The 24954-nt window shown below is 63.9% G+C and carries 27 protein-coding genes; 11 read left to right on the forward strand and 16 right to left on the reverse strand.

All coding sequences use genetic code 11. The features are described from left to right. The first annotated feature begins 3 nt into the window (after positions 1 to 3). Positions 4 to 1449, forward strand: coding sequence for an HNH endonuclease signature motif containing protein (locus tag AB431_RS14055; RefSeq protein ID WP_047330442.1), 1446 nt, complete (start codon positions 4 to 6; stop codon positions 1447 to 1449). Here the strand turns inward: AB431_RS14055 and AB431_RS14060 are convergent. From AB431_RS14060 to AB431_RS14110, 10 genes are all read right to left on the reverse strand, one after another. Continuing rightward, entirely contained in the window at positions 1446 to 2048 is a 603-nt protein-coding gene (locus tag AB431_RS14060; RefSeq protein ID WP_047330443.1) for a flavodoxin family protein, read from the reverse strand. The two genes, AB431_RS14055 and AB431_RS14060, sit on opposite strands and share 4 nt — an antisense overlap. Next, positions 2042 to 2548 (reverse strand): SRPBCC family protein, encoded by a 507-nt coding sequence (locus AB431_RS14065; RefSeq protein WP_047330444.1) that lies wholly within the window; start codon positions 2546 to 2548, stop codon positions 2042 to 2044. Before AB431_RS14065 ends, AB431_RS14060 begins: the two co-directional genes overlap by 7 nt. Further along, complete coding sequence (locus AB431_RS29965) at positions 2545 to 2859, reverse strand: helix-turn-helix transcriptional regulator (protein ID WP_082135676.1); 315 nt, start codon at positions 2857 to 2859, stop codon at positions 2545 to 2547. The genes AB431_RS14065 and AB431_RS29965 overlap by 4 nt, the downstream gene beginning before the upstream one ends. Positions 2860 to 2903: 44 nt before the next feature. Further along, positions 2904 to 3281, reverse strand: a complete 378-nt coding sequence (locus AB431_RS14075) for a hypothetical protein (protein ID WP_052960286.1) — start codon at positions 3279 to 3281, stop codon at positions 2904 to 2906. A 96-nt stretch (positions 3282 to 3377) separates the two neighbouring features. Continuing rightward, a complete protein-coding gene (locus AB431_RS14080; RefSeq protein ID WP_047333411.1) occupies positions 3378 to 4067 on the reverse strand; it encodes a hypothetical protein in 690 nt (229 codons plus the stop codon). A 493-nt stretch (positions 4068 to 4560) separates the two neighbouring features. After that, the gene (locus AB431_RS14090; RefSeq protein ID WP_047330448.1) at positions 4561 to 5721 is read right to left on the reverse strand and encodes an NDMA-dependent alcohol dehydrogenase; all 1161 of its coding nucleotides are present in this window, start codon (positions 5719 to 5721) and stop codon (positions 4561 to 4563) included. Between the two features lie 9 nt (positions 5722 to 5730). After that, the gene (locus AB431_RS14095; protein ID WP_047330449.1) at positions 5731 to 7182 is read right to left on the reverse strand and encodes an aldehyde dehydrogenase family protein; all 1452 of its coding nucleotides are present in this window, start codon (positions 7180 to 7182) and stop codon (positions 5731 to 5733) included. A 31-nt stretch (positions 7183 to 7213) separates the two neighbouring features. Further along, positions 7214 to 7999: an SDR family oxidoreductase gene (locus AB431_RS14100; protein ID WP_047330450.1), complete on the reverse strand. Its 786-nt coding sequence runs from the start codon at positions 7997 to 7999 to the stop codon at positions 7214 to 7216. A gap of 119 nt (positions 8000 to 8118) precedes the next feature. Next, positions 8119 to 8751, reverse strand: coding sequence for a TetR/AcrR family transcriptional regulator (locus AB431_RS14105; protein ID WP_047330451.1), 633 nt, complete (start codon positions 8749 to 8751; stop codon positions 8119 to 8121). 41 nt (positions 8752 to 8792) lie between these two features. Continuing rightward, positions 8793 to 9893: a dihydrodipicolinate reductase gene (locus tag AB431_RS14110; RefSeq protein WP_047330452.1), complete on the reverse strand. Its 1101-nt coding sequence runs from the start codon at positions 9891 to 9893 to the stop codon at positions 8793 to 8795. 134 nt (positions 9894 to 10027) lie between these two features. Here AB431_RS14110 and AB431_RS14115 point away from each other — a divergent pair, with 134 nt between their 5' ends. Then, positions 10028 to 11173 (forward strand): ABC transporter substrate-binding protein, encoded by a 1146-nt coding sequence (locus AB431_RS14115; RefSeq protein ID WP_047330453.1) that lies wholly within the window; start codon positions 10028 to 10030, stop codon positions 11171 to 11173. Here AB431_RS14115 and AB431_RS14120 read toward each other — a convergent pair. Next, positions 11165 to 12238, reverse strand: a complete 1074-nt coding sequence (locus AB431_RS14120) for a dihydrodipicolinate synthase (RefSeq protein WP_047330454.1) — start codon at positions 12236 to 12238, stop codon at positions 11165 to 11167. The genes AB431_RS14115 and AB431_RS14120 overlap by 9 nt on opposite strands. A gap of 122 nt (positions 12239 to 12360) precedes the next feature. Between AB431_RS14120 and AB431_RS14125 the strand changes: the two genes are divergently transcribed. Together AB431_RS14125 and AB431_RS14130 are read left to right on the forward strand one after the other, a co-directional pair. Then, positions 12361 to 13599, forward strand: coding sequence for a cytochrome P450 (locus AB431_RS14125; protein WP_047333412.1), 1239 nt, complete (start codon positions 12361 to 12363; stop codon positions 13597 to 13599). A 9-nt stretch (positions 13600 to 13608) separates the two neighbouring features. Next, positions 13609 to 14658, forward strand: a complete 1050-nt coding sequence (locus tag AB431_RS14130; protein ID WP_047330455.1) for a dihydrodipicolinate reductase — start codon at positions 13609 to 13611, stop codon at positions 14656 to 14658. Here AB431_RS14130 and AB431_RS14135 read toward each other — a convergent pair. Next, positions 14631 to 15710 (reverse strand): dihydrodipicolinate reductase, encoded by a 1080-nt coding sequence (locus AB431_RS14135; RefSeq protein ID WP_047330456.1) that lies wholly within the window; start codon positions 15708 to 15710, stop codon positions 14631 to 14633. The two genes, AB431_RS14130 and AB431_RS14135, sit on opposite strands and share 28 nt — an antisense overlap. Positions 15711 to 15792: 82 nt before the next feature. Between AB431_RS14135 and AB431_RS14140 the strand changes: the two genes are divergently transcribed. Further along, on the forward strand, positions 15793 to 16635 hold the full coding sequence (locus AB431_RS14140; protein ID WP_047330457.1) for an SDR family oxidoreductase: 843 nt from the start codon (positions 15793 to 15795) through the stop codon (positions 16633 to 16635). A 7-nt stretch (positions 16636 to 16642) separates the two neighbouring features. Here the strand turns inward: AB431_RS14140 and AB431_RS14145 are convergent, their stop codons facing one another. Genes AB431_RS14145 through AB431_RS14160 form a run of 4 tightly spaced genes read right to left on the reverse strand, consistent with a single transcriptional unit; the run spans position 16643 to position 19054 of the window. Next, entirely contained in the window at positions 16643 to 17446 is an 804-nt protein-coding gene (locus tag AB431_RS14145; protein ID WP_047330458.1) for an SDR family NAD(P)-dependent oxidoreductase, read from the reverse strand. Beyond that, complete coding sequence (locus AB431_RS14150; protein WP_047330459.1) at positions 17446 to 18228, reverse strand: SDR family oxidoreductase; 783 nt, start codon at positions 18226 to 18228, stop codon at positions 17446 to 17448. Before AB431_RS14150 ends, AB431_RS14145 begins: the two co-directional genes overlap by 1 nt. Next, positions 18225 to 18413, reverse strand: a complete 189-nt coding sequence (locus AB431_RS14155; protein ID WP_047333413.1) for a bacterioferritin-associated ferredoxin — start codon at positions 18411 to 18413, stop codon at positions 18225 to 18227. Before AB431_RS14155 ends, AB431_RS14150 begins: the two co-directional genes overlap by 4 nt. Beyond that, entirely contained in the window at positions 18413 to 19054 is a 642-nt protein-coding gene (locus AB431_RS14160; RefSeq protein WP_047330460.1) for a hypothetical protein, read from the reverse strand. Before AB431_RS14160 ends, AB431_RS14155 begins: the two co-directional genes overlap by 1 nt. Before the next feature lie 99 nt (positions 19055 to 19153). Here AB431_RS14160 and AB431_RS14165 point away from each other — a divergent pair, with 99 nt between their 5' ends. The 6 genes from AB431_RS14165 to AB431_RS14190 all read left to right on the forward strand — a co-directional run bounded on the left by AB431_RS14165 (position 19154) and on the right by AB431_RS14190 (position 24953). After that, entirely contained in the window at positions 19154 to 19981 is an 828-nt protein-coding gene (locus tag AB431_RS14165) for an SDR family NAD(P)-dependent oxidoreductase (protein ID WP_047330461.1), read from the forward strand. 62 nt (positions 19982 to 20043) lie between these two features. Then, a complete protein-coding gene (locus tag AB431_RS14170) occupies positions 20044 to 21243 on the forward strand; it encodes a cytochrome P450 (protein WP_047330462.1) in 1200 nt (399 codons plus the stop codon). Beyond that, positions 21240 to 22298 (forward strand): spirocyclase AveC family protein, encoded by a 1059-nt coding sequence (locus AB431_RS14175; RefSeq protein ID WP_047330463.1) that lies wholly within the window; start codon positions 21240 to 21242, stop codon positions 22296 to 22298. Before AB431_RS14170 ends, AB431_RS14175 begins: the two co-directional genes overlap by 4 nt. Next, positions 22295 to 23392 carry a dihydrodipicolinate reductase gene (locus AB431_RS14180; protein WP_200902725.1) on the forward strand — a complete coding sequence of 366 codons (1098 nt, stop codon included), beginning with the start codon at positions 22295 to 22297 and terminating at the stop codon, positions 23390 to 23392. Before AB431_RS14175 ends, AB431_RS14180 begins: the two co-directional genes overlap by 4 nt. A 107-nt stretch (positions 23393 to 23499) precedes the next feature. Then, positions 23500 to 24261 (forward strand): SDR family NAD(P)-dependent oxidoreductase, encoded by a 762-nt coding sequence (locus AB431_RS14185; protein WP_369803044.1) that lies wholly within the window; start codon positions 23500 to 23502, stop codon positions 24259 to 24261. Then, positions 24258 to 24953 carry an alpha/beta hydrolase gene (locus AB431_RS14190; RefSeq protein ID WP_047330464.1) on the forward strand — a complete coding sequence of 232 codons (696 nt, stop codon included), beginning with the start codon at positions 24258 to 24260 and terminating at the stop codon, positions 24951 to 24953. The genes AB431_RS14185 and AB431_RS14190 overlap by 4 nt, the downstream gene beginning before the upstream one ends. The last annotated feature ends 1 nt before the right edge of the window (position 24954 follow it).

The following is a 24954-nucleotide window of genomic DNA, read 5'->3' on the forward strand; positions in this document are numbered from 1 at the left end:
CGTATGTTCGACCATTGGCCAGGTGAACCCTTCAAGCCGTCCGACACAGATGCGTCTCGCGGCTTGGTCTACCGGTTGACCAATGCGTCGCGGTTGGAGAACCGAGCGGCCGCACTGCGGCTGCGGGCAATCGTTGACCTCTTCGAACTGCGCCGGCTGGAGCATGGTGAGCGTGAAGATTGGGCGGTAGACACGTGGGCGAGTGTCGGCGCCGAAGTTGCCGCCGCACTCCGGCTCAGCCTCGCTAAAGCCAAGAGCTACATGAACTACGCATTGGCGATGCTGCGGTTGCCTGCAGTCGCTGCTGTCTTCGAATCCGGGGATATCGACTACCGGTTGTTTCAGACGATCGTCTTCCGTACCCACCTCGTCACTGATGCAGACACCGTGGCTGAACTCGACGCGGAGTTGGCCGCCCAAATTGCCCGCTGGCCGTCGATGACTCGGGGCAAGCTCGCTACCAAAATCGACGACCTCGTGCTGCAACGCGACCCAGACGCTGTTCGGCGGATAAAAGATCGCGGCAGCGACCGCGACGTCACCTTCTGGGAGTCGAGTGACGGTTACATCGAGCTGACGGCGCGGCTGTCTGTGGTCCACGGCGCGGCTCTGGAAACACGGCTCAACGCATTCGCGAAGTCCGCCTGTGAAAACGATCCGCGAACGGTCGGTCAACGTCGTTCCGACGCGCTCGGAGCTCTCGGCGCCGGCCTGGACCGCCTTCCCTGCGACTGTGGTGAACCTGATTGCGCTGCAACGGAGAAGCCCACAGGGTCAGTCGTCATTCACGTTGTCGCCGAGCAGTCCACACTCGATGGCACATCCAACAAGCCGGCGTACCTGCTCGACAGCGGTGAGGTTCTCGCGCCGGCGCAGCTGGCCGAGTTGAAAGCCATGGCGCGTCAACGTCCGGTGACCATTCCTGTCGACACGCCGGCGGAGCCCGGCTATCACCCCTCCCGGGCGCTTTCCGACTTCGTGCGAGCCCGCGACCTGACCTGCCGCGCGCCAGGCTGCGACCGACCCGCCACTCGTTGCGACATCGACCACACCGTTCCGTGGCCGTATGGGGCGACGGAGGCCTCCAATCTCAAGAGCCTCTGCCGTGAGCACCACATCTTAAAAACCTTCTGGGGCTGGAGGGATCAGCAGCTGCCAGACGGGACGCTGATCTGGACACTGCCCGACGGCGAGACCTACGTGACGACGCCCGGAAGCGTCTTGTTGTTTCCCAGCCTGATGACGCCTACCGGTCCGCCGGCGAGCCTGCCGCCCGCGGTTCATCGCTGCGGTGACCGCTCGGTGATGATGCCGAAGCGGCGGACAACCCGACGGCAGAACCGCGCCCACCAGATTGCAACCGAGCGCGCCCGTAATCGGGCTGAACGCACGCCCTCAGCGGCTGGGCCGGCGCCACCCGGTTCGGATGACGGAGCACCACCCTTCTAGGTTGCGCCGCAAAGCTTCTCGGCGGCGCGCCCAGCCAGCAGCTGCCGCGTGACGGTGGCGACCCGATGCCCGAGGTGCTCGCAGGTGCGCACGTCGGCCTCGTGCACTGCTGCCGGGCCTGCGTCAACGTCGGTCGAGGCACCGGCTCCTAGCCAGAAGCCGAGCCGATTGAGCTCGAATTCGCTTGCGGTGCTGGAATTCCAGCCTGCCGTCAGGCCGAGGTTGACCCAGTGCATGTGGTGTTGGGCGGCGAACACCGAAAGGGCACTGAGTGTTTGCAACTTGTCGCCGGCCTTCGACCCAGAGTTGGTGAAGCCTGCCCCCACCTTGTCGCGCCACGTGCCTTCCATGCAACGCCGGCCAGTGCGCTCGGCGAATGACTGGAAGCCTGCCGATACGTTGCCCATATATGTAGGGCAACCGAAGATGATGGCGTCGGCGGCGTCGAGCAACGGCCAGTCGTCATCACCGACGAGGTCGACCGCGATCAACCGAACCTCGGCCCCGGCGGTCTGTGCGCCCCGAGCGACAGCCTGCGCCAGCGTCGCGGTGTGGCCGAAACCCGAGTGGAAGGCCACCACGACGTGAGGCGTCACCATGCTTGTCCTCCGTACGCGTCCTCGGCCACCTCGCGGTAACGCTGCTGCCAGTCGGGTATGTCCGCCCCGCAGAGGTAAGCCTCGAGGCGATCCAGGTACGCGTGAGTCCCGGGCCGAAAACCGTTGGCGTTCCGCACGCCGAGCCCCCGATGGCTGAATCGCAGCAGGGTTCCGTCGCCGTCGGGCTCGAGTTCGTACCGCACGACGCCGGGCTCGACTATCCGCTGGTTCCATTCGTGCTCGAAGACATGCGGTGGGTCCCACACCAGAATTCGACCTGTCATCCGCTTTTGGTCGGCCGGAATCGGCGGCGCAGCCGGGATCATTTCGATCGTCCCGCCCTCGCGGGCGTCAATGCTGGTGTCACCCATCCACTGGCTGCGTTCGTCCGCATCGGTGATCGCGGCCCACACCCGCTCGATGGGGTGGGGGAGCCGTCGCTCGAAAGACAGTATTGCCCGGTCGTTTTCGACACTGAGCCGGCCCGATCCGGTGGTCATGAATCCTCCTGTGTCCTGTTGAGGTGCCGTTCGAGAGCATCGAGATGACCGGCCCAAAACTGTCGGTATTGCTCGATCCAGCTGTCTATGGCGATAAGGCCGTCGGCCCGGAGGGCATAGATGCGCCGCTGAGCGTCTGGGCGGACCTCGACGAGCCCGACTTCGCGCAAGATGCGCAGGTGTCGCGACACCGACGGCTGGGTGAGATCCGGCAGTGCCGCTACGAGTTCACCGGCGGTGCAATCGCCGGCGGCCAACGTGTCCAAGAGAACCCGGCGATTTGGTTCGGCGATTGCCTCAAAGACATCCACTGGCCAAGTATTGCACTAGGTCTATATAGACACAAGTTAATATACTAACGCTCGGCGTCTGTGGTGCTCAGCCCATGGGTTGCGGCGTTCTGCCGAGCGAGTCGCTCCTCATGGATCCTGACCAACTCTCGGAACCCGATGCGTGGGTACTCCGGCACTGGTTGTACGCCCCACTTGTCGCGTGCGGTCTGCTGTCCGGCCGCCTCGGGAGCTCCGCCGAATGGCGGTCCGCTGAGGGGATACGGCTGCTTGCATTCCAGTGTGTCGTCGGAGAAGCGGACTTTCATCAATTCACTGCAGATCTCGGTGAGGGAGAGAGTCGGCCACCCGTACCAGACAGCGATGACAGGTACGGTCAGCGAACCTTCGATCACGAGGCCGATAAGGCAGACGAACAAGCCGTACCGAAGCCACTTATGCATTCGCGCCCACGAACTGGTGGTGCCTGGAGGGAGATCGCTGGGCGCCTCAGGCGGGCTGGTTGTGGAACCAGACACGGTCGATCCCTTCTTGAGCTGCTAGTCCGTGAAGATTTCGCGGTTGACGGTATGTAGGTACGGAATGGCGAGGAACGGAGTGATGTAGAAAATGTTGAATGCCCACCAGCCGAAGACGGGAAGTCCCACGGCGGTATACCGGACGTCGGCGTACAGGGTCATGTTGAAGATGTAGCCCAGCCAGACAACGACTCCGAACCAGCAGGTCACGATCAGCCATTGATGGCCCCAACGCTTCATCTGTAAGAAGCCGATCGCAGCTGCGATGCGCATCGGGAAGACGATGAGAACGCACACCAGCACCCAGGCCTTCTCGCCTGGCGCGCCGGCACCGCCGATCCACAATTCGTTGTAATGCCAGAAATATCCGGCGTCCATCAGGCTTCCCCACGCCGTGAAGACCGTCCGAGTGATCAGTGCATGGTTCGCAAATAGGTCCAGTGCCCAGCCAATGCTGTTGAGTGCTGCGTCGAGAATGATGACGTAGCCGATCAACGTGACCATCAACGGCCGCACTGACAAACCGTCTCGCTGGGCTTTGCGCAATAGATAAAGGCCCCGCAGGAAAAGCGGAAGGCCTACGATGCCGAGGACCAGAGTGCCCATCACTACGGTGCCGGCTATCAACCAGCGATCGGCGCGGCGTTGGATGTCGCTAGATGCGGCCTCGTGCTCGTCGAGTGTCAGTGAAGTGCGCTTCGCAGAGGACATCGGTCGCACCCTCACCAATCCTTCACCATGTACATGCGGACTTGGATTAGGAACATTGCGAGCATCACGCCATAGATGAAGAGCTGGAATGCGATGAGGGCTCGTCTGCGTCGACGATCCTGTTCGTCCATGGGTTGTGTGACCTTCCTTGGGGCCGAAACAGTTCTGGCGGTTACCGATTCGCGACGTAACATGCTGAGACGTCTGCGGCCGCGTGTATCAGAACGTGCCGATGTTGGACAGCATCCAATAAAAGAATGCAACCAAACCGCACATTGCTCCCCAAGTGACGGCCATCCGCACCAATTCTTCGAACAAGCGCTGCGCTCCTAACCTGACGCCGGCCGACGAACGCCCTCAGCATTGTCACCGACTTGTACACGCATCAAACAGCCGGTCGCTCCTGACGGTAGCATCCAATCTCGATAATGAGAATACCTATTTCCGAGACCGCACGAGGTGCCAGTTGTGGTCGATGGTGACCTGCGCGTGGCTAAAACTCGATGACTCCGCGAATGTTGTTGCCAGCCCGTAGATCTCGCATCGCGACGTTGATGTCGTCGAGCTTGTACTTCTGGGTAACGAGTTCGTCGAGCTTTAAGGTGCCGGCCTCGTACATCGACAGGAGCCGGGGCATGGCCTCGCGCGGATTCATCTCGCCGTAGAGGACGCCTTTGAGCGTCTTACACGAGCTGACCATGTCCCCGAGGACCAGAGGCACCATCATGTCGGTGATCTTGGCCATGCCGGTCAGCACACAGGTGCCGCCCTTGCGCAGCAACATCATCGCGATCATGATCAGGTCCGGTGGTACCACGCCGGGCGTCAAGATAACTCGATCGGCCATTACACCCCAGGTGATCTCTTTGACCAGTTCGAGCGCCGCGCCCGCATCGATCGCGGTGTGTGTGGCCCCGAAACTGGGTGCGATCTCCCGCTTGAATTCGTTCGGGTCGATGGCGACGATGTATTTGGCCCCGGCCGCCTTCGCGCCCTGAACCGCGTTCATACCTATACCACCCACCCCGATCACGACGACGGTGTCGCCGACCTCGGTTCCCGCCGCAACCGAACCGGAGCCGAATCCCGTTGTGACACCGCAGGACACCAGTGAAGCCGCCTCGAGTGGGATCCAGTCGTGAATCTTGACCAGCGATCGTTCCGAGGCGACGACATATTCGGAGAATGTGCCGACCTGCATCATCGCCATGAGGTCTTCGTCGCCGAGATGACGCCGCCTGGTGTGGTCGGTGGTCATCTCCTTGCTGTAAATGTCCGCGCCCACATCGCACAGATAGGTATGGCCGGTCACGCAGAACCGACAACTGCCGCACGCTGGAAAGAACGAGACGGCCACATGATCACCTGGCTTGAGGGCAGTCACCCCGGGGCCGACCTCTTCAACGATTCCCGACCCCTCGTGACCCCCGAGCATCGGAAACCATTCGGGCACCGGCACGCCCGCCGCCCGCATCATCTCTTCCATGTCGGGGCTGGGGACGCTGTCGCCGGTGTAGAAATGCTCGTCGGAGTGGCACACACCCGCGTAAGCCATCTTGACCAGCACCTCGCCCGCCTTGGGCGGGTCGAGATCGATTTCGGTTACCTCCCAATCGATCCCGACCCCGCGAAGAACTGCTGCATTCGATTTCATCGGTTCTCCCTACTGAGCCGGCCAGCCGACCGTCTTGGTTTCGGTGAAAATTTCCAACCCCTCGATCCCGCATTGGCGACCGATACCGGATTGTTTGTAGCCGCCAAATGGAGCGTCGGCGCCGTACCAGAGGCCGCCGTTGATTCCGAGCGTGCCAGTACGGATCCGTGACGCGACATTCTTCGCGCGCTCGAGATCGTTGGCGAACACCACGCCCGACAGGCCATAGATGGAGTCGTTGGCGATGCGGACTGCGTCGTCGTCGGAGTCGAAGCCGATGACCGACAGCACCGGACCGAAGATCTCTTCCTGCGCGATCGTCATCTTGTTGTCGACCCCGGCGAAAACCGTTGGCTCGACGAAGAAACCCTTGGGAGTGTCCTTCGGTACACCGCCGCCGGTCACCAGCTGAGCGCCTTCCCGCTTGCCCGTCTCGATGTAGCCGAGTACGCGCTCCTGCTGGCGCTTGGAGACCTGCGGACCCTGCAGCACCGAGGCGTCGGTCGGGTCACCGTACTTGTTCTTCTCCATCGCGACCTTGACGATCTCGACGGCTTCGTCGTAACGAGAATTCGGTACCAGTAGTCGGGTGGGCATGGCGCAGCCCTGCCCGGCGTGCATCGAGATGAACGCGCTGCCGGCCACGGTCGCCTTCATGTCGCCGTCGTCCTCGAGTACGAGGTACACCGACTTGCCACCGAGTTCCAGAAACGTCGGCTTCACGGTGTCGGCGGCGGCTTTCATGATGCGGCGTCCGGTTGCCGTCGAGCCGGTGAAGGCCACCATGTCGACCAGGGGGGAGGTGGACAGCACCTCGCCCACCAGGTGATCGGAGGACGTGACGATATTGATCACGCCCGGCGGGATGTCGGTCTGCTCGGCGATGATCCTGCCGATACGCGTCGCGTTCCACGGGGTGTCCGGCGCGGGCTTGAGCACCATCGTGTTACCCATCGCCAGGATGGGGCCGATCTTGTTCAGGATGATCTCGAAGGGGAAGTTCCACGGGGTCACCACACCGACGACGCCGACCGGTTCCTTCCAGACCTCGCGTGCCGCGGGGGTGCCCATGCCGAAGGCGTCCTTATCGGGAAGCGAACGCTTCCAGGCGAACTCGCTGATCATGTCGGCGGGCCAGGAGAGTGCCTCCTTCAACGGCACGTCGAGCTGCGGCCCGAAGGTGCTCAGTAGAGGGCAGCCGACCTCGGCGATCAGCTCGCTGCGCAACTCCTCGCGTTCTGCCTCGAGCGCAGCCTGCAGCTGGCGCAAGCCGTGGGCGCGCAGTTCGCCATTGCGTGACCAGTCGGTGTTGTCGAAGGTGTGCCTGGCGGCAGCGACGGCACGCTCCATGTCGGCGCGGGTGCCGTCCGCGGTGCTTCCGAGCACTTCTTCGGTGGCCGGATTGATGTTGTCGAAACGCGCACCGGTCTCCGAGTCGACGAGTTTACCGTCGATCAGCATGCGGGATTCATGAGTCACGTCAAGGTGTCCTTCACCACTGTCGGAGTTCGGCCACCGCGCCAGATGGCCGCGGCGCAAGGGTCAGGTAGGGAATGAAACTGCTTTTGCCACAGACGAGTACGGAATGTACGACCTCGGCGAGGTGGCTGGCGTCGACGAGCCCGCCCAGCATCTCGCCGCGATCCATCCAGAGCCGGATGGCCTTCTCCATCGCCTCGGGATCCCAGGTCTTGTTGAACTCGGTTTGCGAGTCGCCCTCGCCGCCGAAGCTGTCACCGACGGCGAAGCGCGTGAATCCGATGTTGGGATGCTCGACACGCCAGGCCTCGACGAGTTTGTCGAGAGCCGCTTTGCTCACCGCATAGGCTCCCAGCAGCGGCCACGGGGTGGTGTACGAGGCGCTCAACGACGACAGGTAGAGAGCCGACCCGGCTGTTGCAGCCAGATGCGGCGCAGCGGCGGCCGTCACGAGCGATGCGCCAGTGACATTGGTGGCGAACAACTGCGCCCACTGCTCCCCGGTGACCTCGGTGAGAGGTGACAGCACGCCCACACCCGTGGTGTAGACAAGGCCGTCGAGTCCCCCAAACTCGTCGACGACTTCGGCCACCGCCTGTTGGCACGACCCCGAATCCGTGACGTCGCACACGACCGCCGCGGCGCCGTTGCCTGCCTCTTTGGCTGCTCTCTCCAGGCGGTCGCGGCGCCGCGCGAGAAAGGCCACTCGAGCGCCCTTCTCGGCGAGCCCCATAGCGATGCATCGGCCGAGGCCTGCCGACGCGCCGACCACGGCTACGCGCAACGGGGTGTCCGTCATGTCTCTCCTTGCGCTGGTTCGTAAACGAAGCTAACACCAAAGCGGAAATACAGTATGCGTTAGACGGAAATGCGGATTTCCGTAGGGTTGGCGAGAAGCCGTCGAACGATGTCGGTATGTCACCGCCGCAGTGCTTTTCGACGTTGACGTGTGAAGCTGAACAGGAGTCGATCGAGAATGCCGGCTGCTCGTTCGCGCGCCGGAGCCGGTTCGTCGGCATGTGCCACCAGTAGCGCGGCCTCTTCGAGGGCCGCGACGAGCATGTGGGTCAGTTCTGCGACGGGTTGGTCGTCGATGATGCCCTGGGCGATGGCCTCGTGAACCTTCTGGTGGATGAGGGCGATGCTGTTGCCCTCCTGGATTCCGCGTAGGGTCTGCCACCCGAGCACGACCGGTCCATCGATGAGCATCACACGCTGCACCTCGGGTTCGAGGGCTGCCTCGAGGAAGCCGTGCAGGCCGCAGCCGAGTTGCTCCCAGGCGTCGGCGCCGGCCGGCGGCGACGCCAGCGAACGCAGTGTGAGATCACGCTCGACGTCCTCGAACACGGCCCGAAACAATTCCGCTTTGTCCTTGAAGTGGTGATAGAACGCGCCTCGCGTACCCACGCCGGACGCGGCGACCAGATCGCCGATGCTGGTGTCGAAGTATCCCTTCGCGACGAACAGCGTGCGGCCCGCGTCGACGAGGTCGCGGCGGGTCTGTTCACCGCGTGCCCGGCGTTCATCATCTGTGCCGCCGCGCTTCGCCATGAGAGCATCGTAGCGACATTCAGCTTGTATGTTGAGGAAATCTACTGCCGGATCACACCGCGAAGCGGCATCAGCCCCAAGTCGCTGTGCGACTTGAAACCAGGCTTTGCATCGCACACGGCGGGTATCGAGTTCACGGGCTCCATCGCCGTCCAGACGTACCCGACGTGGCCTGGCTTGGCATTCTCCCTGGCGTGTTGATTCCCGCGCAGGATCAGTTCGGTACCGGGCTCCCCGTCGATCACGATGCGGTAGTGGTAGTACGGCTCCCAGTCGGGTCGCGGTTCGATCGCGTCGTGCTCGGTGAACGCATAGAGCTCGTGGAGCGTGATGAACGGTTTGCCGTTCACCCAGGCCGTCCATGCGTGATGTTGTGATGCGACGGTGCCCGTCGCGATGACGCCTTTGAGGCCGGGCATATCCATGTCCGCGGTCCCCTCATAGGGGATATCCCGCGTCGCCAATCCGATTTCGACGTCGGTCGTGAACCGCTCGACGGTCTCGCCCAGTCCCTCGACGACCATCGTGAGCGATTGCGCGAAGAGCGACCACGCGTCTTTGAACAGGTTTCCCTCGGCAAAGGCCTCGGGAGTCTTCCCGAAGCCCATCTCGTCCAGGTACTTCAGCGTGTCCCTGTTGAAGTTGACTGATTCGTAGATGTGGATGTGGTCGGTCTTGCCGGCGATCCGTGCCAACGTCAGGACCAAGAGATCCGCCGCGTAGCCGGGATGTATACCGCCGCCGTGAAACGACGTGCCACCCTCCTGGCAGGCGGCGTCGATCTTGTCGATGTCGGCACTGTTGGTGTCGGTGCGATGCCACCATGCGCCGCCCGAGGCGACCACGCTCTTACCCCCTCGGAGGAGCTCGCATATCTCGTCGACATCAGACCACAGCGGTGCGTAGAACACACAGTCGGCCTCGAGTGCCCGCAGGGCAGCTTTGTCCGTTGTCGCAACCACACCGATCGGTCCCATTCCGACGAGTTCGCCCGCATCCCTGCCGACCTTCTCGGGGCGGTTGCACAACACGCCGACCACCTCGAAGACCGGATTGTCGATGAAGTGCCGAAGGGCCAGGGTGCCGACGTTGCCCATGCCCCATTGGATGACGCGATATCGCCTATCGGTTGACGCTCTCATCGTTGACTCCTCAGCGCACTCGAACCGAGGCGATCCTATGTCGTGCGAGAATATTGGTTGCCGATTTTCGGAAATCATCATTTGCTCTCGAGTGATCGGGTCGACCGGCAACATTCGTGCTGTATGTTGCGCGTATGGCAGACGATGACGTTCGCGCATACGGGTCGGTGGCTCCGCTGAAAGTCGGTTTGCTCAATGACTATCCGACCAAAGGGGACACCGACAACGACACGGTCGCGGCATTGCAGCTCGTGTTCGACGAGGCGCTGGCTGCGGGTGTCCTGGACCGGCCGGTGCAACTCGTGCAGCGCAACGTGGTCGGCCTGCCCAACGGAACGTACAAAGCCGTGGAGCGCGCGTTCGATGAATTGGTTGCGGACGATTGCCTGGCCATCTTCGGGCCCTGGATATCCGATAACGTCGTGCCCCTGCGCGCTCACGTCGACCGAACGGCGCAAACACCGATCCTCACGCTGTCCGGTTCGGAGGAAGCGCTCGGCGAGTGGTGCTTCGCACTCAACAACGGCTCGATGGCCGAGGAGCCGGTGATGCTCGCGGCGGTGATGCTCGGTGACGGCAGGTCACGTATCGCCATCGCCTACGAAAACTCCTTGATTGGCAAGGAGTATCTCGCGTCTGCCGAGAAGGCCTACACAGCTGCGGGATTGAAGGTGGTTTCGACCATCGCGATACCACAGGTGGAAGCCGACAAGGTGGAGACGGTGGCGGCTCTGCGTGCGACCGAACCCGACGCCCTGGTGCACGTCGGCTTCGGCCACGGCCTGTGGGGCTTCTCCGATGCGCTGGAGGCCGCTTACTGGGATCCGCCGCGCTACACCACCACCGCGTTCGAAATGGCGCACATCAACGCGGAGTGGATGCGCCATGTGCGCGGATGGATCGGACTCGACAGCTACGACGAACGCAACGCCACGGGTCAGGACTTCCTGGATCGCTTCGCCGCCAAGTATGGACGGCGGCCTGGCCATTCGATGCCGGGGTTGGCGCGGGACGCGGCGACGGTGATCGTGCGCGGCATCGCTGCCGCGCGCCCGCTGACGGGAGAGGGAGTTCGTGACGGCATCGAAACGGTCAAACTGATCCCGGCGGCGAGCGGCGCGCCCGGCACGTTCCTGCGGTTCGGCCGCTACAACCGGCAGGGCTGGCTCGGCAGCGACTACCTGGTGGCCCGGCGTGTGCTCCCCGACGGCACCGGGCACGTCTTCCACGCCGCACCCAGCAACAACATCCACCGTGCGGTCGGCATCGCGTCACGCTAGCTGGATGGCACCGAACACCGGGGCGGTGACTATCCCGGGTGGCTGAGCCAACACGTACGGTATGGCACGCACCGCGCTCATCGCGATCATGAGGTGACCGGGCATCGTCGGAATGCCGCCGGGTGTCGCATCCTCGCCGCCGACGTCCAGCTGTAGCTCGAAGCTGGGGTTACCGCTGATGACCGCGCGGATCAACGGTGCCTTCTGGCCAGGTTCCAGCGGGCTCAGCCCCCACTGCGGCAGATCGCGGGTCAGTATCCACTCCTCGTGGATCGCGAGGAGCTCGCGTCCGGACCAGTGTCCCATCCACGAGAAGCGCTGTCCTACAACAGTTCCTGCCTCAATTTTACCGGCCCGGACTTCGATGTCGTGATCAAGGGTCGTCGCATCCACGGCGACGTCGATTCGATCAAGTGCTATGCCGAGAACGTCCGCAGTGGCGTTGAGGGCCTGCCGGTAGGCCATATCGAGCTTCTTGATGATGGGGGAGTCGACGGTGACGTCCTCGGGCGGCCGGCCCATGCCCATCAGATCGACCAGCATGGGCCGACTGTCGACCCCGGACACGTCGGTGGCCTCGTACAGGTCGATGCGATCGATGGTCTTGCTCAGTCCGGTCAGGGTGGCGACGAGGCGCTCGAACATAAAACCGGGATTCTCGCCGGCCGCGTGGAAGCGGGATCCGCCGGCGCGGCATGCGTCGGCGAAAGCTTTTTCGGTGGCCGCACCGTAGGTGGGTAGGTGGTTGTAGGACGTCGTGCTGATCACGTTGGTGCCGGCGGCCAGCAGGCGACAGATGTCCTCGGCGTTGGTCTCCACCGCGTGCGCCTTGCTCGCCGCATGTACGACGACGTCCGCGTTCGAGGCGAGGATGTCGTCCTTGCTGTTCGTCGCCAGCACCCCGGTGGTCGGTTCCAAGCCGCAGAGGGCACCGGCGTCCAGGCCGGCTTTCGCCGGGTCGTAGACGAGCACGCCAGCCAATTGGAAATGCGGATTCTCGATCAGTTCGCGAAGAGCCGCCCGTCCGACGGCTCCTGTCGCCCACTGCGCTACGCGAATAGTCAATCGAGCACTCCCGGTTGTGCTTTCAGTCTTCAGATCGTTGCCAATTGCTCAACCTACATCAGGTATGGTCCCAACCACCAGGGTGTATGTTGGATCCGGCGACGACAGTGGAGGAGCCGTTCATGGCGAAGCCCGCGACGGTGGAAGAACTCGAAGAGAGCATTCGCGACGCCCAGCACCGATTCAACATCGGCATGGGCGCGGACGGTGACGCCACGCCCTACCCCTTGCTCAAAGAGCTACGCGCGGCGGCGGCCGTCCACCCCGGCTGGCCGGAGTTGGGCATGACGGACAACTCGGGCGAGGGCCCGCCGACGTTCACGGCCTACTCGTTCGACGCGGTCAAGGCGGTGTTCACCGACAACATCACGTTCAGCACGCGCTGCTATGAGGACATCGTCCGGCCATTGCAGGGGCCGACGATCCTGGAAATGCAGGAGCCCGAACATGCGGTGTACCGCAAACTGCATGAGTTCGCCTTCGCCCGCTCGTCGATGAAGCGATGGGACGACGAACTCGTCGGCCCATTGGTCGAGAGCACCATCGCGAAGTTCAAAGACACCAAGCGCGCCGACCTCGTCGACGCGGTGTTCATGCCGATTCCAGTCCGCGTCATCGCGGCACTGTTGGGACTACCCGACTCCGACGTGCTCTGGTTCCACCGGCTGGCCATCGACATTCTCGGCTTCCGAGGCGACATGGAGACGGCCATGACTGCATCCGCGGAAATGAAGGAGTACTTCACCGGAATACTCGCCGAACGGCGCAGAACTCCGCAGGACGACATGGTGTCCATCCTCGCGTCAGCAGAGGTCAACGGAACGAAGATGTCCGACGAGCAGATCTATGGTTTCATGCGGAATCTGTTGCCGGCCGGGGCCGAGACCACCTCGCGCTCGACGGCTTCGCTGGCGATGGCCTTGCTGACCCATCCCGATCAGCTCGATGCGGTCCGCCACGACCGCAGCCTGCTCCCTCAGGCCATCGAGGAGGGTATCCGCTGGGAGACCCCGTTGCTGAATTTCATGCGGGAGGTCACGTGCGACACCGAACTCGCCGGCGTCCGGATTCCCAAGGGGGCGACGATGATGCTCAGCCTGGGCAGTGCCAACCACGACGAGACGCGCTGGGAGAATCCGGAGTCGTTCGACATATTCCGAGACCGAAAGCCGCACATCGGATTTGCGCATGGAGCTCATGTCTGTCTGGGCATGCACCTCGCACGGCTGGAGAGCATGAAGATCTTCAACGCGTTGTTCGATGAGCTTCCCAATCTGCGGCTCGATCCCGCTGCGCCACCGCCGTATATCACCGGCACGATGTTTCGGTCACCGCCCCGCCTCGATGTCATCTGGGATTGAATCAGACTGATGACACGCGTAATACAATGGGCCACCGGCGTTACCGGAACAATCGCGCTTCGCCACGTGATCGGGCGACCAGACCTGGAGCTCGTCGGCGTGCGCGTCTACGACCCGGCCAAATCAGGTGTCGACGCCGGAACGTTATGCGGTGCGGCAGGGACAGGCGTCGTTGCGACCGACGATCGCGAAGCGGTGATCAACACTGACGCCGACGTGGTGCTTTATATGGGCAAGGTCGAAACCGATACTCCCGGCTGTTATGCCGATGTCTGTGACCTGTTGGCTTCCGGGAAGAACGTCGTGGCGACGGGTAGCAGGTTCATCCACCCGCGGTCCTTGCACGAGTCTTTCGCGGACGCTATCGAAGGGGCCTGTCGCACAGGTGGTTCGACGTTTCTGGGGCTCGGGCTGTATCCAGGATTCATCGGTGAGTCGCTCGGGCCGGTGCTCGCCCGCCTCACCCAGAGCGCCGAGCGCATCAACGTCCGCGAGGTGCTCAACTACTCGACGTATGCCAGCAATGATCTGATCTTCAATGCGATGGGCTTCGGCTTTCCTCCCGAGGACACGACACCGTTGCTGTCCAATCCCGAGTACGCTGCCAGCGCGTGGGTCGGCAGCGCGACGGTCCTGGCTCAGGCGCTCGGTCTCGAGGTTCGTGATATCCAGGGATACCGCGAGGTCGCGACGACACCGCGTGCGTTGAGCGTTGCGGCAGGCGAGATCCCCGCCGGCACCGTCGGTGCCATGCGCTTCGGCGTCGTCGTCGACTGCGGAGCGACGACAATTTCGGTGGAGCATCTGACCCGGATGGCCGATGACCTCGCTCCCGATTGGCCGACCGAGATCGGTTACGAGGTGGTCTTCGAGGGCGAACCGAACATGCGTCTCCACCTCGTCATCGGTACGCACGACGAGGACCACGCCAAGCAGGGATGTCTGGCCACGGCGATGCATGCGATCAACGCGATACCCGCCGTCATCGCAGCCGAACCGGGATTGTTCGACCTGTCGACCATCGGGCCCTTTCAGAGCCGATCGCCGAATCCGGTGTAGCTGCGGATCAGCGGCAGGTCTGCCATCGTGGCGAAGCCGGGGGGCGCCGCGCACACCGCGGGCACCGCGTTCAGCACCTGCATCGCGACGGCGATCAATCCCGCGCGCACGTGCTCTTCGACCGACGCAGGCCGGGTGAAACTGGCCAGACAGAAGAAGTGCGTTCGCATCGAGGGATCGCCTTCGAGCGTCAGTGTCCAACCGTCGTCAGGCTTGGGCCAGTGCTCGGGGTACTCACCGCCGACGGTCCACAGGGTCTCGAACTCGATGAGATCGTCACCACGGCGGCTGCCGACGAACCGCCAGCGCTGGCCTGCGGTGGTGCCCTTGACGACGGTGTGCTCGAAGATCTGGAAATCCTTTGTCGCGGGGACGGCTTCGACGGACACGCGGACATCGTCGATCGCCGCGTTGAGGGTGTCAGCGATGAACCAGGTCTGCTCGGTGAACAGCCGGGTGTTGAACGACAGGAAGTCGTTGGCGGTCGGCGTGACGTCCTCGGGAGGCCGCCCGAACCACATGCCGTCGAAAGTGATGTCGGTGGATTCCCACAGCGACCAGTCGGCCCGTTCCTGAAGGGTGAATTTGTCGATGGTTCGGCTCATCCCCGACAGCGCCAGCGGCAAGACGCCAGAGAGATTGCCGGGGTTCAGGCCGCTGCCGTGAATCGTGCTGTTGCCCGAGCGGCAAGCTTCAACCAGGCGGGCACGGTCCGCCTCGGGAATGCGCCGGGGGTGGAACAGGAACGAGACGGTGGCAACGTTTTTTCCGCCCGCCAGCAGTGCGCAGACGTCGTCGAGATTGGTGAACGACGGCGCGTACAGCACGCAATCCGCATCTAAAGCCAGAATCTTGTCAACGTCGGCGGTGGCGGCGACCCCGATCGGATCGCGCCCGACCAGAATCCCGACGTCGACGCCGTCCTTCTTGTCCGAGTAGACACGAGCGCCGACGATCTCGAGATCGGGCCGATGGTCGAGGATGGTGGTGACCAACTCGGTGCCCACCGCGCCGGTGGCCCACTGGATCACGCGCAATCGCCGCTTCTCCACGACCTCACTCTAACCGGGTGATAACGTCTGTTCTCAATAAAGGCGATATCGAATTCTCGATGACCGTGAAGGGTTGGCCGTCATGAAGGACGTATTGGGCTATGAGGGCAAATCGGTAATCGTGACCGGCGCCGCATCCGGGATGGGGCAGGCAACCGCGCAGATCCTCGTCGACCTCGGCGCTAACGTCACCGCGCTGGACATCAGGCCCGCCAGCGTGTCGGGCGCGCGTTCGTTGCAGATCGACCTACGGGACCGCGCGGATATCGAGAAGGTGGCCGCTTCCATCGACGGGCCCATCGACGGACTGTTCAGCTGTGCAGGCCTGCCCGGTCCGCCGTTCAGCGAATGGGACACCATCCTGGTCAACTTCGTCGGAGCTCGTCATCTCGCGGAGCAGCTGGTACCCAAGATGTCGCAGGGCTCGGCGATCAGCGTGATCTCGTCATCGGCGGCGATCGGTTGGCAGGACCACATCAAGGTCATCACAACACTGCTGGAGACCGACGGTTTCGATGCCGCCGTCGACTGGTTGCGGGAGAACGAGAAGAAGTGGTCGTGGAGCGGTTACGCCTACTCCAAGTACGTCATCGACGCCTGGGTCGGCTGGTGGTATCCCGAACTGGGCCGCAGGGGAATTCGCATCAACGCCATCAATCCTGGACCTACCGAGACCGCGATGATGCCGGCGTTTCAGGACCTGATGGGCAAGGAGACGGTCGACGACGCCATCGGCCCGGTTGGCCGGTACGCGACGGCTGAGGAGCAGGCGTGGCCGTTGGTGTGCCTGGGTAGTCCACGGCTGAGCTACGTCGGTGGGACGGTGTTGTGGACCGACGGCGGCTGGAGCGGAGCGATGGCGATGGGGCGTCACAACGCGCAGTGGGCCGACACCGCAGCCGATCAGATGGCCAAGAAGGGCTGAAGCGAGGTCAGATGAAATCCGAACCGCCGTCGACGTTTATGGTCGCACCCGTCACATAACCGTTGCGCCGGGACGCCAGATAGACGGTGGCCGAAGCGATCTCCTCAGGCACGCCTGCTCGGCCCAGATCGCACGGGTGTCCGTAGGTCTTCTCTACCCATCGCATCACGTCGTGTTCGTCAGCCGAATCGAACCCCTCCGCGGCCAAAGTGTCACGCAAGATCTCGGTGAAGCTCGCGGTCACGATGGTGCCGGGGCAGACGCAGTTGACCAGGATGCCTTCGGGGCCCAGGCTCTTCGACAAATTCTTCGTGAGGCTCGACAGCGCCGCCTTGCTAGCCGTGTACGCGACGAGCCGCGGACTCTGCCGTTGAATGGAGTGGGCCGACAACGTCACGATCCTAGCCCACTCGGCGGCCCGCAGCATGGGCAGCGCGGAGCGAACCGATCGGACCGCCGACATGGTTCCCATGTCGAAGGCAGCATGCCAGGCGTCGTCGTCGAGGTCCTCGAACGTCCCCGCATCGGGTCCGACGGTGTGGATCAGGATGTTCAGCTGTTCCCAGGCCGCATGCACAGACGCGAAACCGTTTGCAATCGAAGCGGCGTCGGCCATGTCGACGCTGACGGCCAGCACGTCGGGTGCGCCGGCGGTGCGCACGCGGTTCGCTGCGCTGTCGAGCGCTTCGCGGCCGCGTGCCATGATCGCGACCGATGCGCCCTCCGAACCGAGACACTCGGCGATCGCGAGACCCATACCCTTACTACCACCGGTCACGACCGCAGTCGCTCCGCTCAGTCCGAGATCCATTACTGCACAGCTCCATTCGATATGGTGCGACGCCGGGGTACTCGTGGCGTCAGGTGTACGACGTCACTGACCACCGACGGGTTCGCGCGCGCCACCGCGATAAAGGACAACATGGCGTTCGCCACATCGTCCACCGCCGACATCGTGACCGGGATCTGGGCCTCTCGCGCCCACGCCCGGTAGAGATCGGCAAGGAGGTCTCGATCGGCTCCGCGCAGGATCTCGGTATCGTCAGTCGGCCCCACGCTCACTCGGATCACGGGAAGCTCAGGGTGCTCGGCGCGCCAGGAATGCAGGATCTCGTCGAGCGCCGCCTTGCTGGCGTGATAGGCCGCGACTCCCGCGCGGGGTCTGCCCACATCGTGACTGGAGGCGACAAGGATCACCGCGTCGTCGGCGAGGTGAGGCAGCGCCGAGCGCAAAACGTGCGAGGCGCCAACAGCATTGACGGCGTAGGTGTGCAGCCACGTGCTGACGTCAGTGTCCTCGATGAGTGCGAACGGTACGGCGGCACTGGTGAAGACAACCGCGTCGATCTCACCGAACGACTCCGCAACCTCGGCGAGCACGGATTCGATTGCGCGCGGATCGGATACGTCGAGTTTGTAGGCTGTACCGTCGATTTCGGCAGCGATCTTCTCGAGCACATCTACTCGCCGCGCGGCCACGGCCACTTTCGCTCCCCGCGCACTGGCCGCGCGTGCCAACGCGCGCCCAATCCCCGAGGAGGAGCCGATGACCAGCATCCGCATTCCGGAGATGTTCGAATGTCGATCGGTCATTGCTTTCTCCTCTTGCCCGCCGTTATGCTCGACGACTCGATGATGGATCGGATGGTGCGCCGGCACCGCCCACACTCGGAGCCCGCGCCGCAGGCATCGGCCACTTCGTTGCATGTCCTGGCACCCGTCGTCACGACCCGCGAAACCACATCGCTGGTGATCCCGACGCAGAGGCACACATACATCAGCGTCGGCCCCATCCGTGGGGTTCGGTCATCCGCAGCGAGTTGACAATACGGCCGACGAAGACCGGTGGATAGACGCCCACGCCCGCCGCCGCCAACCACGTGGACGCGACGTCGGATCGCTCTGCCCACTTGACTGCCAGGTCTGCGTCGGCGAGTTGCTGGAGGAACATCAGTTCGTTCGGGCTGTCGAAGGCTCGGTAGACGACCGTCCGCCGGATTCCCGCGGCCGCGAATTCGTCCACGGACGCGCGGATGCGACTCATGAAGGCGTCGACGGCGGGGACCGGCGTGACGGCGGCGACGACGAGTTCGCTGCCCTGAGGGGGAGGTGGACCGATGTCGAACCGTTCAACAGTCTCGCCGGCGAACACACCGGGAATGTCGGAAACGCCGACAGCATCGAACCATTCGAAGATGTAGCGCGAGCGCAGAAGATTCAGCAGCGGTTGCTCGGTCCGGACGCCGATGATGACGAAGACGTGCCCCGGCTTCACGACCGATTCGTAGACGAACGCGTACCGCGCCCCTAAGTCGACCAGGCTCTCGTGGTGGCGCTGCAGCACCGGCCACACATTGCCCGGTTGCGGAGTGCAGAACTCAACGGCGAAGACGTACGTGCGGAGGGTGGCGCGAGCCATCGTGCACTTCCTCCGTTTTCGCACTCGAAAGTAGGGTCTGCATTAACGTGCAAGCCATTCTCGCATGTGAGAATAAGTGTTCTCAACGGGGAGGCCAACGTGCTCGACTTCAGCGGCAAAGTCGTTCTGGTGACGGGCGGGGGCGCAGGGATCGGACGGGCGACTGCATCGGCATTCGCGGCATCCGGGGCTTCGGTGGTCGTCCTGGAAGTCGACTCCGACAGGGCCGCTGGCCTGGCTTTGGAGCGTGAAATCGAGGTGGTGCGAGGCGATGCGGCATCGGCGGCCGATGTTGGGGCGCTCGCCGCGATGATCGGTGGCCGCTACGGCCGACTTGATGTGCTGGTCAACAACGTCGGCCACTTCGTGACGAGGCCGATGAGATTCGAAAACGTCACCGACGAGCAGATCGATGAGATCTACCGGATCAACCTCGGGCACGTCTTCACGGTCACCCGTGCGATGCTGCCATTGCTGCGCGCCGCGGGTGAGGGGGCCAGCATCGTCAACGTGACCTCGATCGAGGCGCACCGCGGCATTCCCGGCTTTACCGTGTACGGAGCGTTCAAAGCCGCGCTGACCGGCTTCACCATGAGTTTGGCCCTCGAGCTCGGGCCGGAGGGAATCCGCGTGAACGCGGTCGCACCCGAGACCACCGATAGCGCGCAGGTGCCCCTCGACACAATGATCCACCCGACTCAACGGCACAACATTCCACGTTGGATTCCGTTGGGGCGGTTCGGTAAGCCGGAAGACATCGCGGGATGTGTGCTGTTCCTTGCGAGCCCGCTGGCGGCATGGGTGTCAGGCACGGTCGTGCACGCCGACGGTGGCGCGCTGGCGGCTGCCGGCTGGTACCGAGACGACCGGGGAGCCTGGACGAACATGCCCGTGATACGGGGTAGTAGCGGCATGCCCGCGGGCTGATTGTCAGCCGCCGATTGCGAGAAATTGTTCTCTCGAGAGTGGAAAACGCCTATTCTCGTTGGGTGACCTACACGGTGAATGTTGAACCGTACTACGACCCATTCGACTTCGAGATCGACGACAACCCCTATCCCGTCTGGAAGCAGCTGCGCGACTCCGCACCGCTCTACCACAACGAAAAATACGGCTTCTACGCGCTGAGCAGGCACACCGACGTCGCTCGCGAGCTGGTGAACTGGCAGGACTACCGGTCGGGCCAGGGCACCATCATCGAGGTCCTCCTCAACGGCGTCGAGGTTCCGCCCGGCATCATCCTGTTCGAGGACCCGCCGATTCACGACCTCCACCGCAGGCTGCTGTCCGGGGTGTTCACCCCGCGCCGGATGGCGGCCATAGAGCCTCTGGCGCGGGAGTTCTGCCGCCGGGCGCTGGAGCCGTTGGCCGATGCCGACACCTTCGACTTCATCGCCGATCTTGGTGCGTGGATGCCGATGCGCACCATCGGGTACCTGCTCGGCATTCCCGAGGACCGGCAGGTGGCCATTCGCAGGAACACCGACAAGATGTTGAACCTCGACGCCGGGGCACCCACCGACGTCGCAGCGGACATGTTGTCGCAGGCCACTTCGGTGCTCCAGGAGTTCATCGACTGGCGCTACGACCATCCATCCGACGACCTCATGACCGAGCTCGTCAACGCTGAGGTGGACGAGCCCGACGGTACTCGTCGCCGGCTGACGCGGGGCGAGGCGCTGACCTACGCGGGGACCATCGTCGGCGCTGGTAACGAGACCACCACACGTCTCCTTGGATTCGCGGGACAGCTGCTCTCCGACCATCCGAACCAGCGCCGCGAGCTCGCGGCGGACTTCAGTTTGATCCCGAACGCCGTCGAGGAGGTGCTGCGCTACGAGGCGCCGTCGCCGGTGCAGGCCCGGTACGTGGCACGCGACGTCGAACTGTACGGCCGCACGGTCCCCGAAAAATCGGTGATGCTGCTGATCAACGGCTCGGCGAATCGTGACGAACGCCAGTTTCCGGATGCCGACCGCTTCGACATCCGGCGCCGCGCCGCACATCTGAGCTTCGGCCACGGTATCCACTTCTGCCTCGGGGCCGCGTTGGCGCGGGTGCAAGCCCGGGTTGCGCTCGAGGAAGTCCTCTCGCGTTGGCCGGACTGGGAGGTCGACTACACCAGGGCCACACGCGCCCACACGACAAGCGTCCGGGGTTGGGCGAGCCTCCCGGTGAGTGTGCAGTGACCGATATCGCTGAATCACCGGCGGATTCGCAATCCGGCGATGAGGCAGCGCAGTCGCCCTGGCCGGCGCGTATCGGGTGGGGCCTGTTCACCGCCGCCTATCTGATCTTCGCGGTGGTGACGATCGCGACCCTGCAGACCGGACTGCACGGCGACCCGCTGCGGACCAATCCCCACCCGGGCCCGAAGCCCTATCCGCCGTTCCTCGGGTTCGACAACTGGCCGCTGGCCGTCGGGCTCAGCTCGATTCCGATGGCGATCGGCCTGATCGGCGTTCTGGTGTGGCTGTCCGTGCGTCGACGCAGAGTGCACTGGGCGGTGGTCATCGCCTTCGCGGGTCTGATTACCGGAGTGCTTGACCCACTTGCGAACTGGGCCACGTTCGCGATCTTCGACCCGCGGATGTTGCACTTTCCGTTGACGTGGCCGTACGTCAACATCTCGCCGAACCTGGAACCGGCCCTGTCGTTCCTCGGCGGGTATGCCGCGTACTACCTCCTCAACGGACTCGGCTTCCTGCAACTGCATGATCGCCTGCTGGATCCGGTCCTGCGGCGCGTCGGCTGGCTGGCCCGGCATCGTCTGATGAGGGTGTTCACCGGCGCTTTCCTGATCGCCATCCCGATAAACTTCCTCATCCAGACCACCTGGATGAGGGCCGGCATTTTCTTCTATACCGAGGCCGTTGGGCCGGTCGTGCAGCTCGGCCATGTGTACTTCCCGCTGATCATGGCGGTCTACGACTCCTTCATTTTCGCCATGGTCGCCGTCATGTGCGTTCGCTACGACAACGATGAGCTGATCCTCATCACGCGCATCGCGCGGTGGCTGCCGGCGCGGGCCGGACGATCGACGGTGACCCTGACGCGGCAGCTGCTGGTGTCGGTCGCCGTGGGTCTGCTGTCCTTCGGGATTCCGCTCGCGGTTCTGGCGGGGTTGCGGACAGCCGGTCTGTCCAGGCCCGCCTACGACCAGAACCCGTACCCAAATGTGAAGGTGTACGACCCCTACGGCCATCTCGAAGAGGCCGGCAAGCCAGGGCCGTTCTTCCGATGAGCCCCGATGATCGTAAATACCGGGTTGTCCATGTGGGAACCGGGTTGACCGGTCGGGAAGCGCTTCGTGCGATCATCAACGACCCCGCTCTCAGACTCGTCGCAGTGTTGGTGTCGTCGCAAGACAAGGTCGGCGTGGACGCCGGCCGGCTGTGTGGTGTGCCGGATGTCGGCGTTCTCGCCACCGACGACTCGGCAGCGGTCATCGCGCTCGCCCCTGACTGTGTCTGCTACTGCGCCACCGCTGTTCGTCGTGAGACCGAGGCCGTCGCCGATATGGCGAGGTATCTTGACGCCGGGATCAACGTCGTCACTATCTCGACGATACCGCTGGTGTATCCGCCTGCAGCGCCGGAGAATTGGCGTCAGACCCTGGAAAGCGCGGCCACGGCCGGCGGCTCGACCTTCTACGCGACGGGCAGCGAACCGGGGTTCATCAGCCTCAACATCCCGACCGCGCTCTTGACCGGGGCAGGCAGCGTCGAGTCGTACCGCATGGATGAGTATGCGGTGGACCTCGACGTGTCCTACCCGATCTGGGACGTGTTGCACGAGTCGATGGGTTTCGGCAAGCCCGACGGTCACGTACCTGCGCGTATCGCGTCCGGCAAAGTCAACGCCGACTGGGAGACGGTCGTGCGGTACATCGCGGATATTCTCGGGTTCACCCTCGACGCCGTCGAGCTGGATTGGGAGACGTTGCTCGCGCCGACGGATTTGACGACGGCGGTCGGTGTCATCCGCGAGGGCACGGTGTGTGCACACCGCTGGCAACTGGCGGGTGTCGTCGCGGGCCGTCCGGTGGTGTCGGTGCAATACTTCGCGACTGTCTCGTCCACGCCGTGGCCGGATCGCTGGCCGCGGCCGGTCGGGGACGGCGATGGAGGAATGATCTTCCGCGTCAAGGGATCACCCAGCATGAACCTGGCGTTGAACTTCGAACCGGCCCCCGGCGCGGTCAATCCGGGCATCACGGCCACCGCGATGGCCGCGGTGAACGCGATACCGGAAGTCGTTGCCGCCCAACCAGGGTTGATCTCGGCGCCGTTGGCAGGCCCGTTGCTCGTCACCCGGCAGTCTGCGGGCAACCGATGACCGGACGCCGCGTGGTTGTGATCACCGGAGCCGGTCGCGGACTGGGCCTGGCCTCCGCCGTCGAAATGTATCGTCGCGGTTGACAAGTGGTCGCCGAGATACGTTCGGTGGGAGTCGGCCTGAAGACCCTCAGGCAGGCGACGGGCGCCGATGAAGACGACGACCGCCTCATCGGGTTGGACCTCGACCTCCTCGACGCGGACTCGGTCTCTTCAGCGGCGGCGATCCTAGGCCGCGTGGGTGTGCCGGATGCATTGGTGCACAACGCCGGAGTCGCGGTCGCCGGATTTGTCGAGGAGACTCCCGCCGGGGAGTGGAACAGGGTGTTCACCACCAACGTCTTCGCTCCTGCCGCGTTGACCAACGCGCTGTTGCCTGCGATGCGCGAGGCTGGGCGCGGACGGATCGTCGTGGTGTCGAGCACCGGTGCTGTTCGCGGTATGCCGCTGGCGTCGGTCTACTCGGCGAGCAAGGCAGCTGTCGAACGCTGGGCCGAGTCGTTGGCATCTGAAATCGCGCCGTACGGCCTTGGCGTGACGATTCTGCTTGCCGGTACGTATCGCACCGACATCACGGCCGACGGCTCGCCGGTGTACCGGAACGACTCCGGGCCCTACGGCCCGCAACATCCCAGGATGGAGCGGCGTGGACGTGCCGCGGTGAGTATTGCCAACTCTCCTGAACAGTTCGCACGGACGCTGGCGCGCGCCCTGGAGCGGGATAAACAACCGATTTCGCACCGCGGCTCCGCACTCGATGCGAAGGTGTTCAGAGTCATGGGCCGAGTAACCCCATCGATCGTCATGCACCACCTGGTCCGGATCGGGTTGGGCCAGCCACGATTCGGTGCGCTGCGGCCGAAGCCATGACACTGTTCGCACTCCTGCACGGCGGGATGCACCGTGGCTCTTCTTGGGACGCGGTTCGCGAGGAGCTTCATCGCCTCGGGCACGCCACGGTGGCGCCGGACCTGCCGGTGGACGACGACGCCGCCGGCGCGCGTGAGTGGGCAGAGTTGGCCGTGAGCGCGGTCGATGCCGCGGCAGGCGCGTCGAGTGACATCATCGTGGTGGGCCATTCGATCAGCGGCTTGATCCTGCCTGTCATCGCCAGCATGCGGTCCGTGCGGAGAATGGTGTTCGTCGGGGGCCTGTTGCCGGTTCCCGCGACACCTTTCGCTGATCACCTGTCCGGCAATCCGGACGCCATCACGTTTCCCGACCCACAGCCGGGAGGAACCGGCCCCTTCGGTCTGAGCTGGGAGACCGTGCACGCCGGGTTCTATCACGACTGTCCGATCGACCTCGCGCAGCCTGCGTTTCAGGACATGCGACACCAGTCGTTCACGGTGTTTGTCGAGCCGTGCCCCGTCGAAGTCTGGCCGGACACGCCGTCGACCTACATGCTCCTGTCCGACGACCGGGCGGTCGGGGCTTGCTGGGCGAGGCGCAACGCGGATCGAATCGGCGCGGAGTTGATCGAGTTCGACAGCGGGCATTCACCGTTCTTCGCTCGGCCGGTCGAGTTAGCCCGGATGCTGGCGTCGCTGGCCGGAGACTGAT

The organism is Mycobacterium sp. EPa45 (assembly GCF_001021385.1).
Taxonomy (GTDB): domain Bacteria; phylum Actinomycetota; class Actinomycetes; order Mycobacteriales; family Mycobacteriaceae; genus Mycobacterium.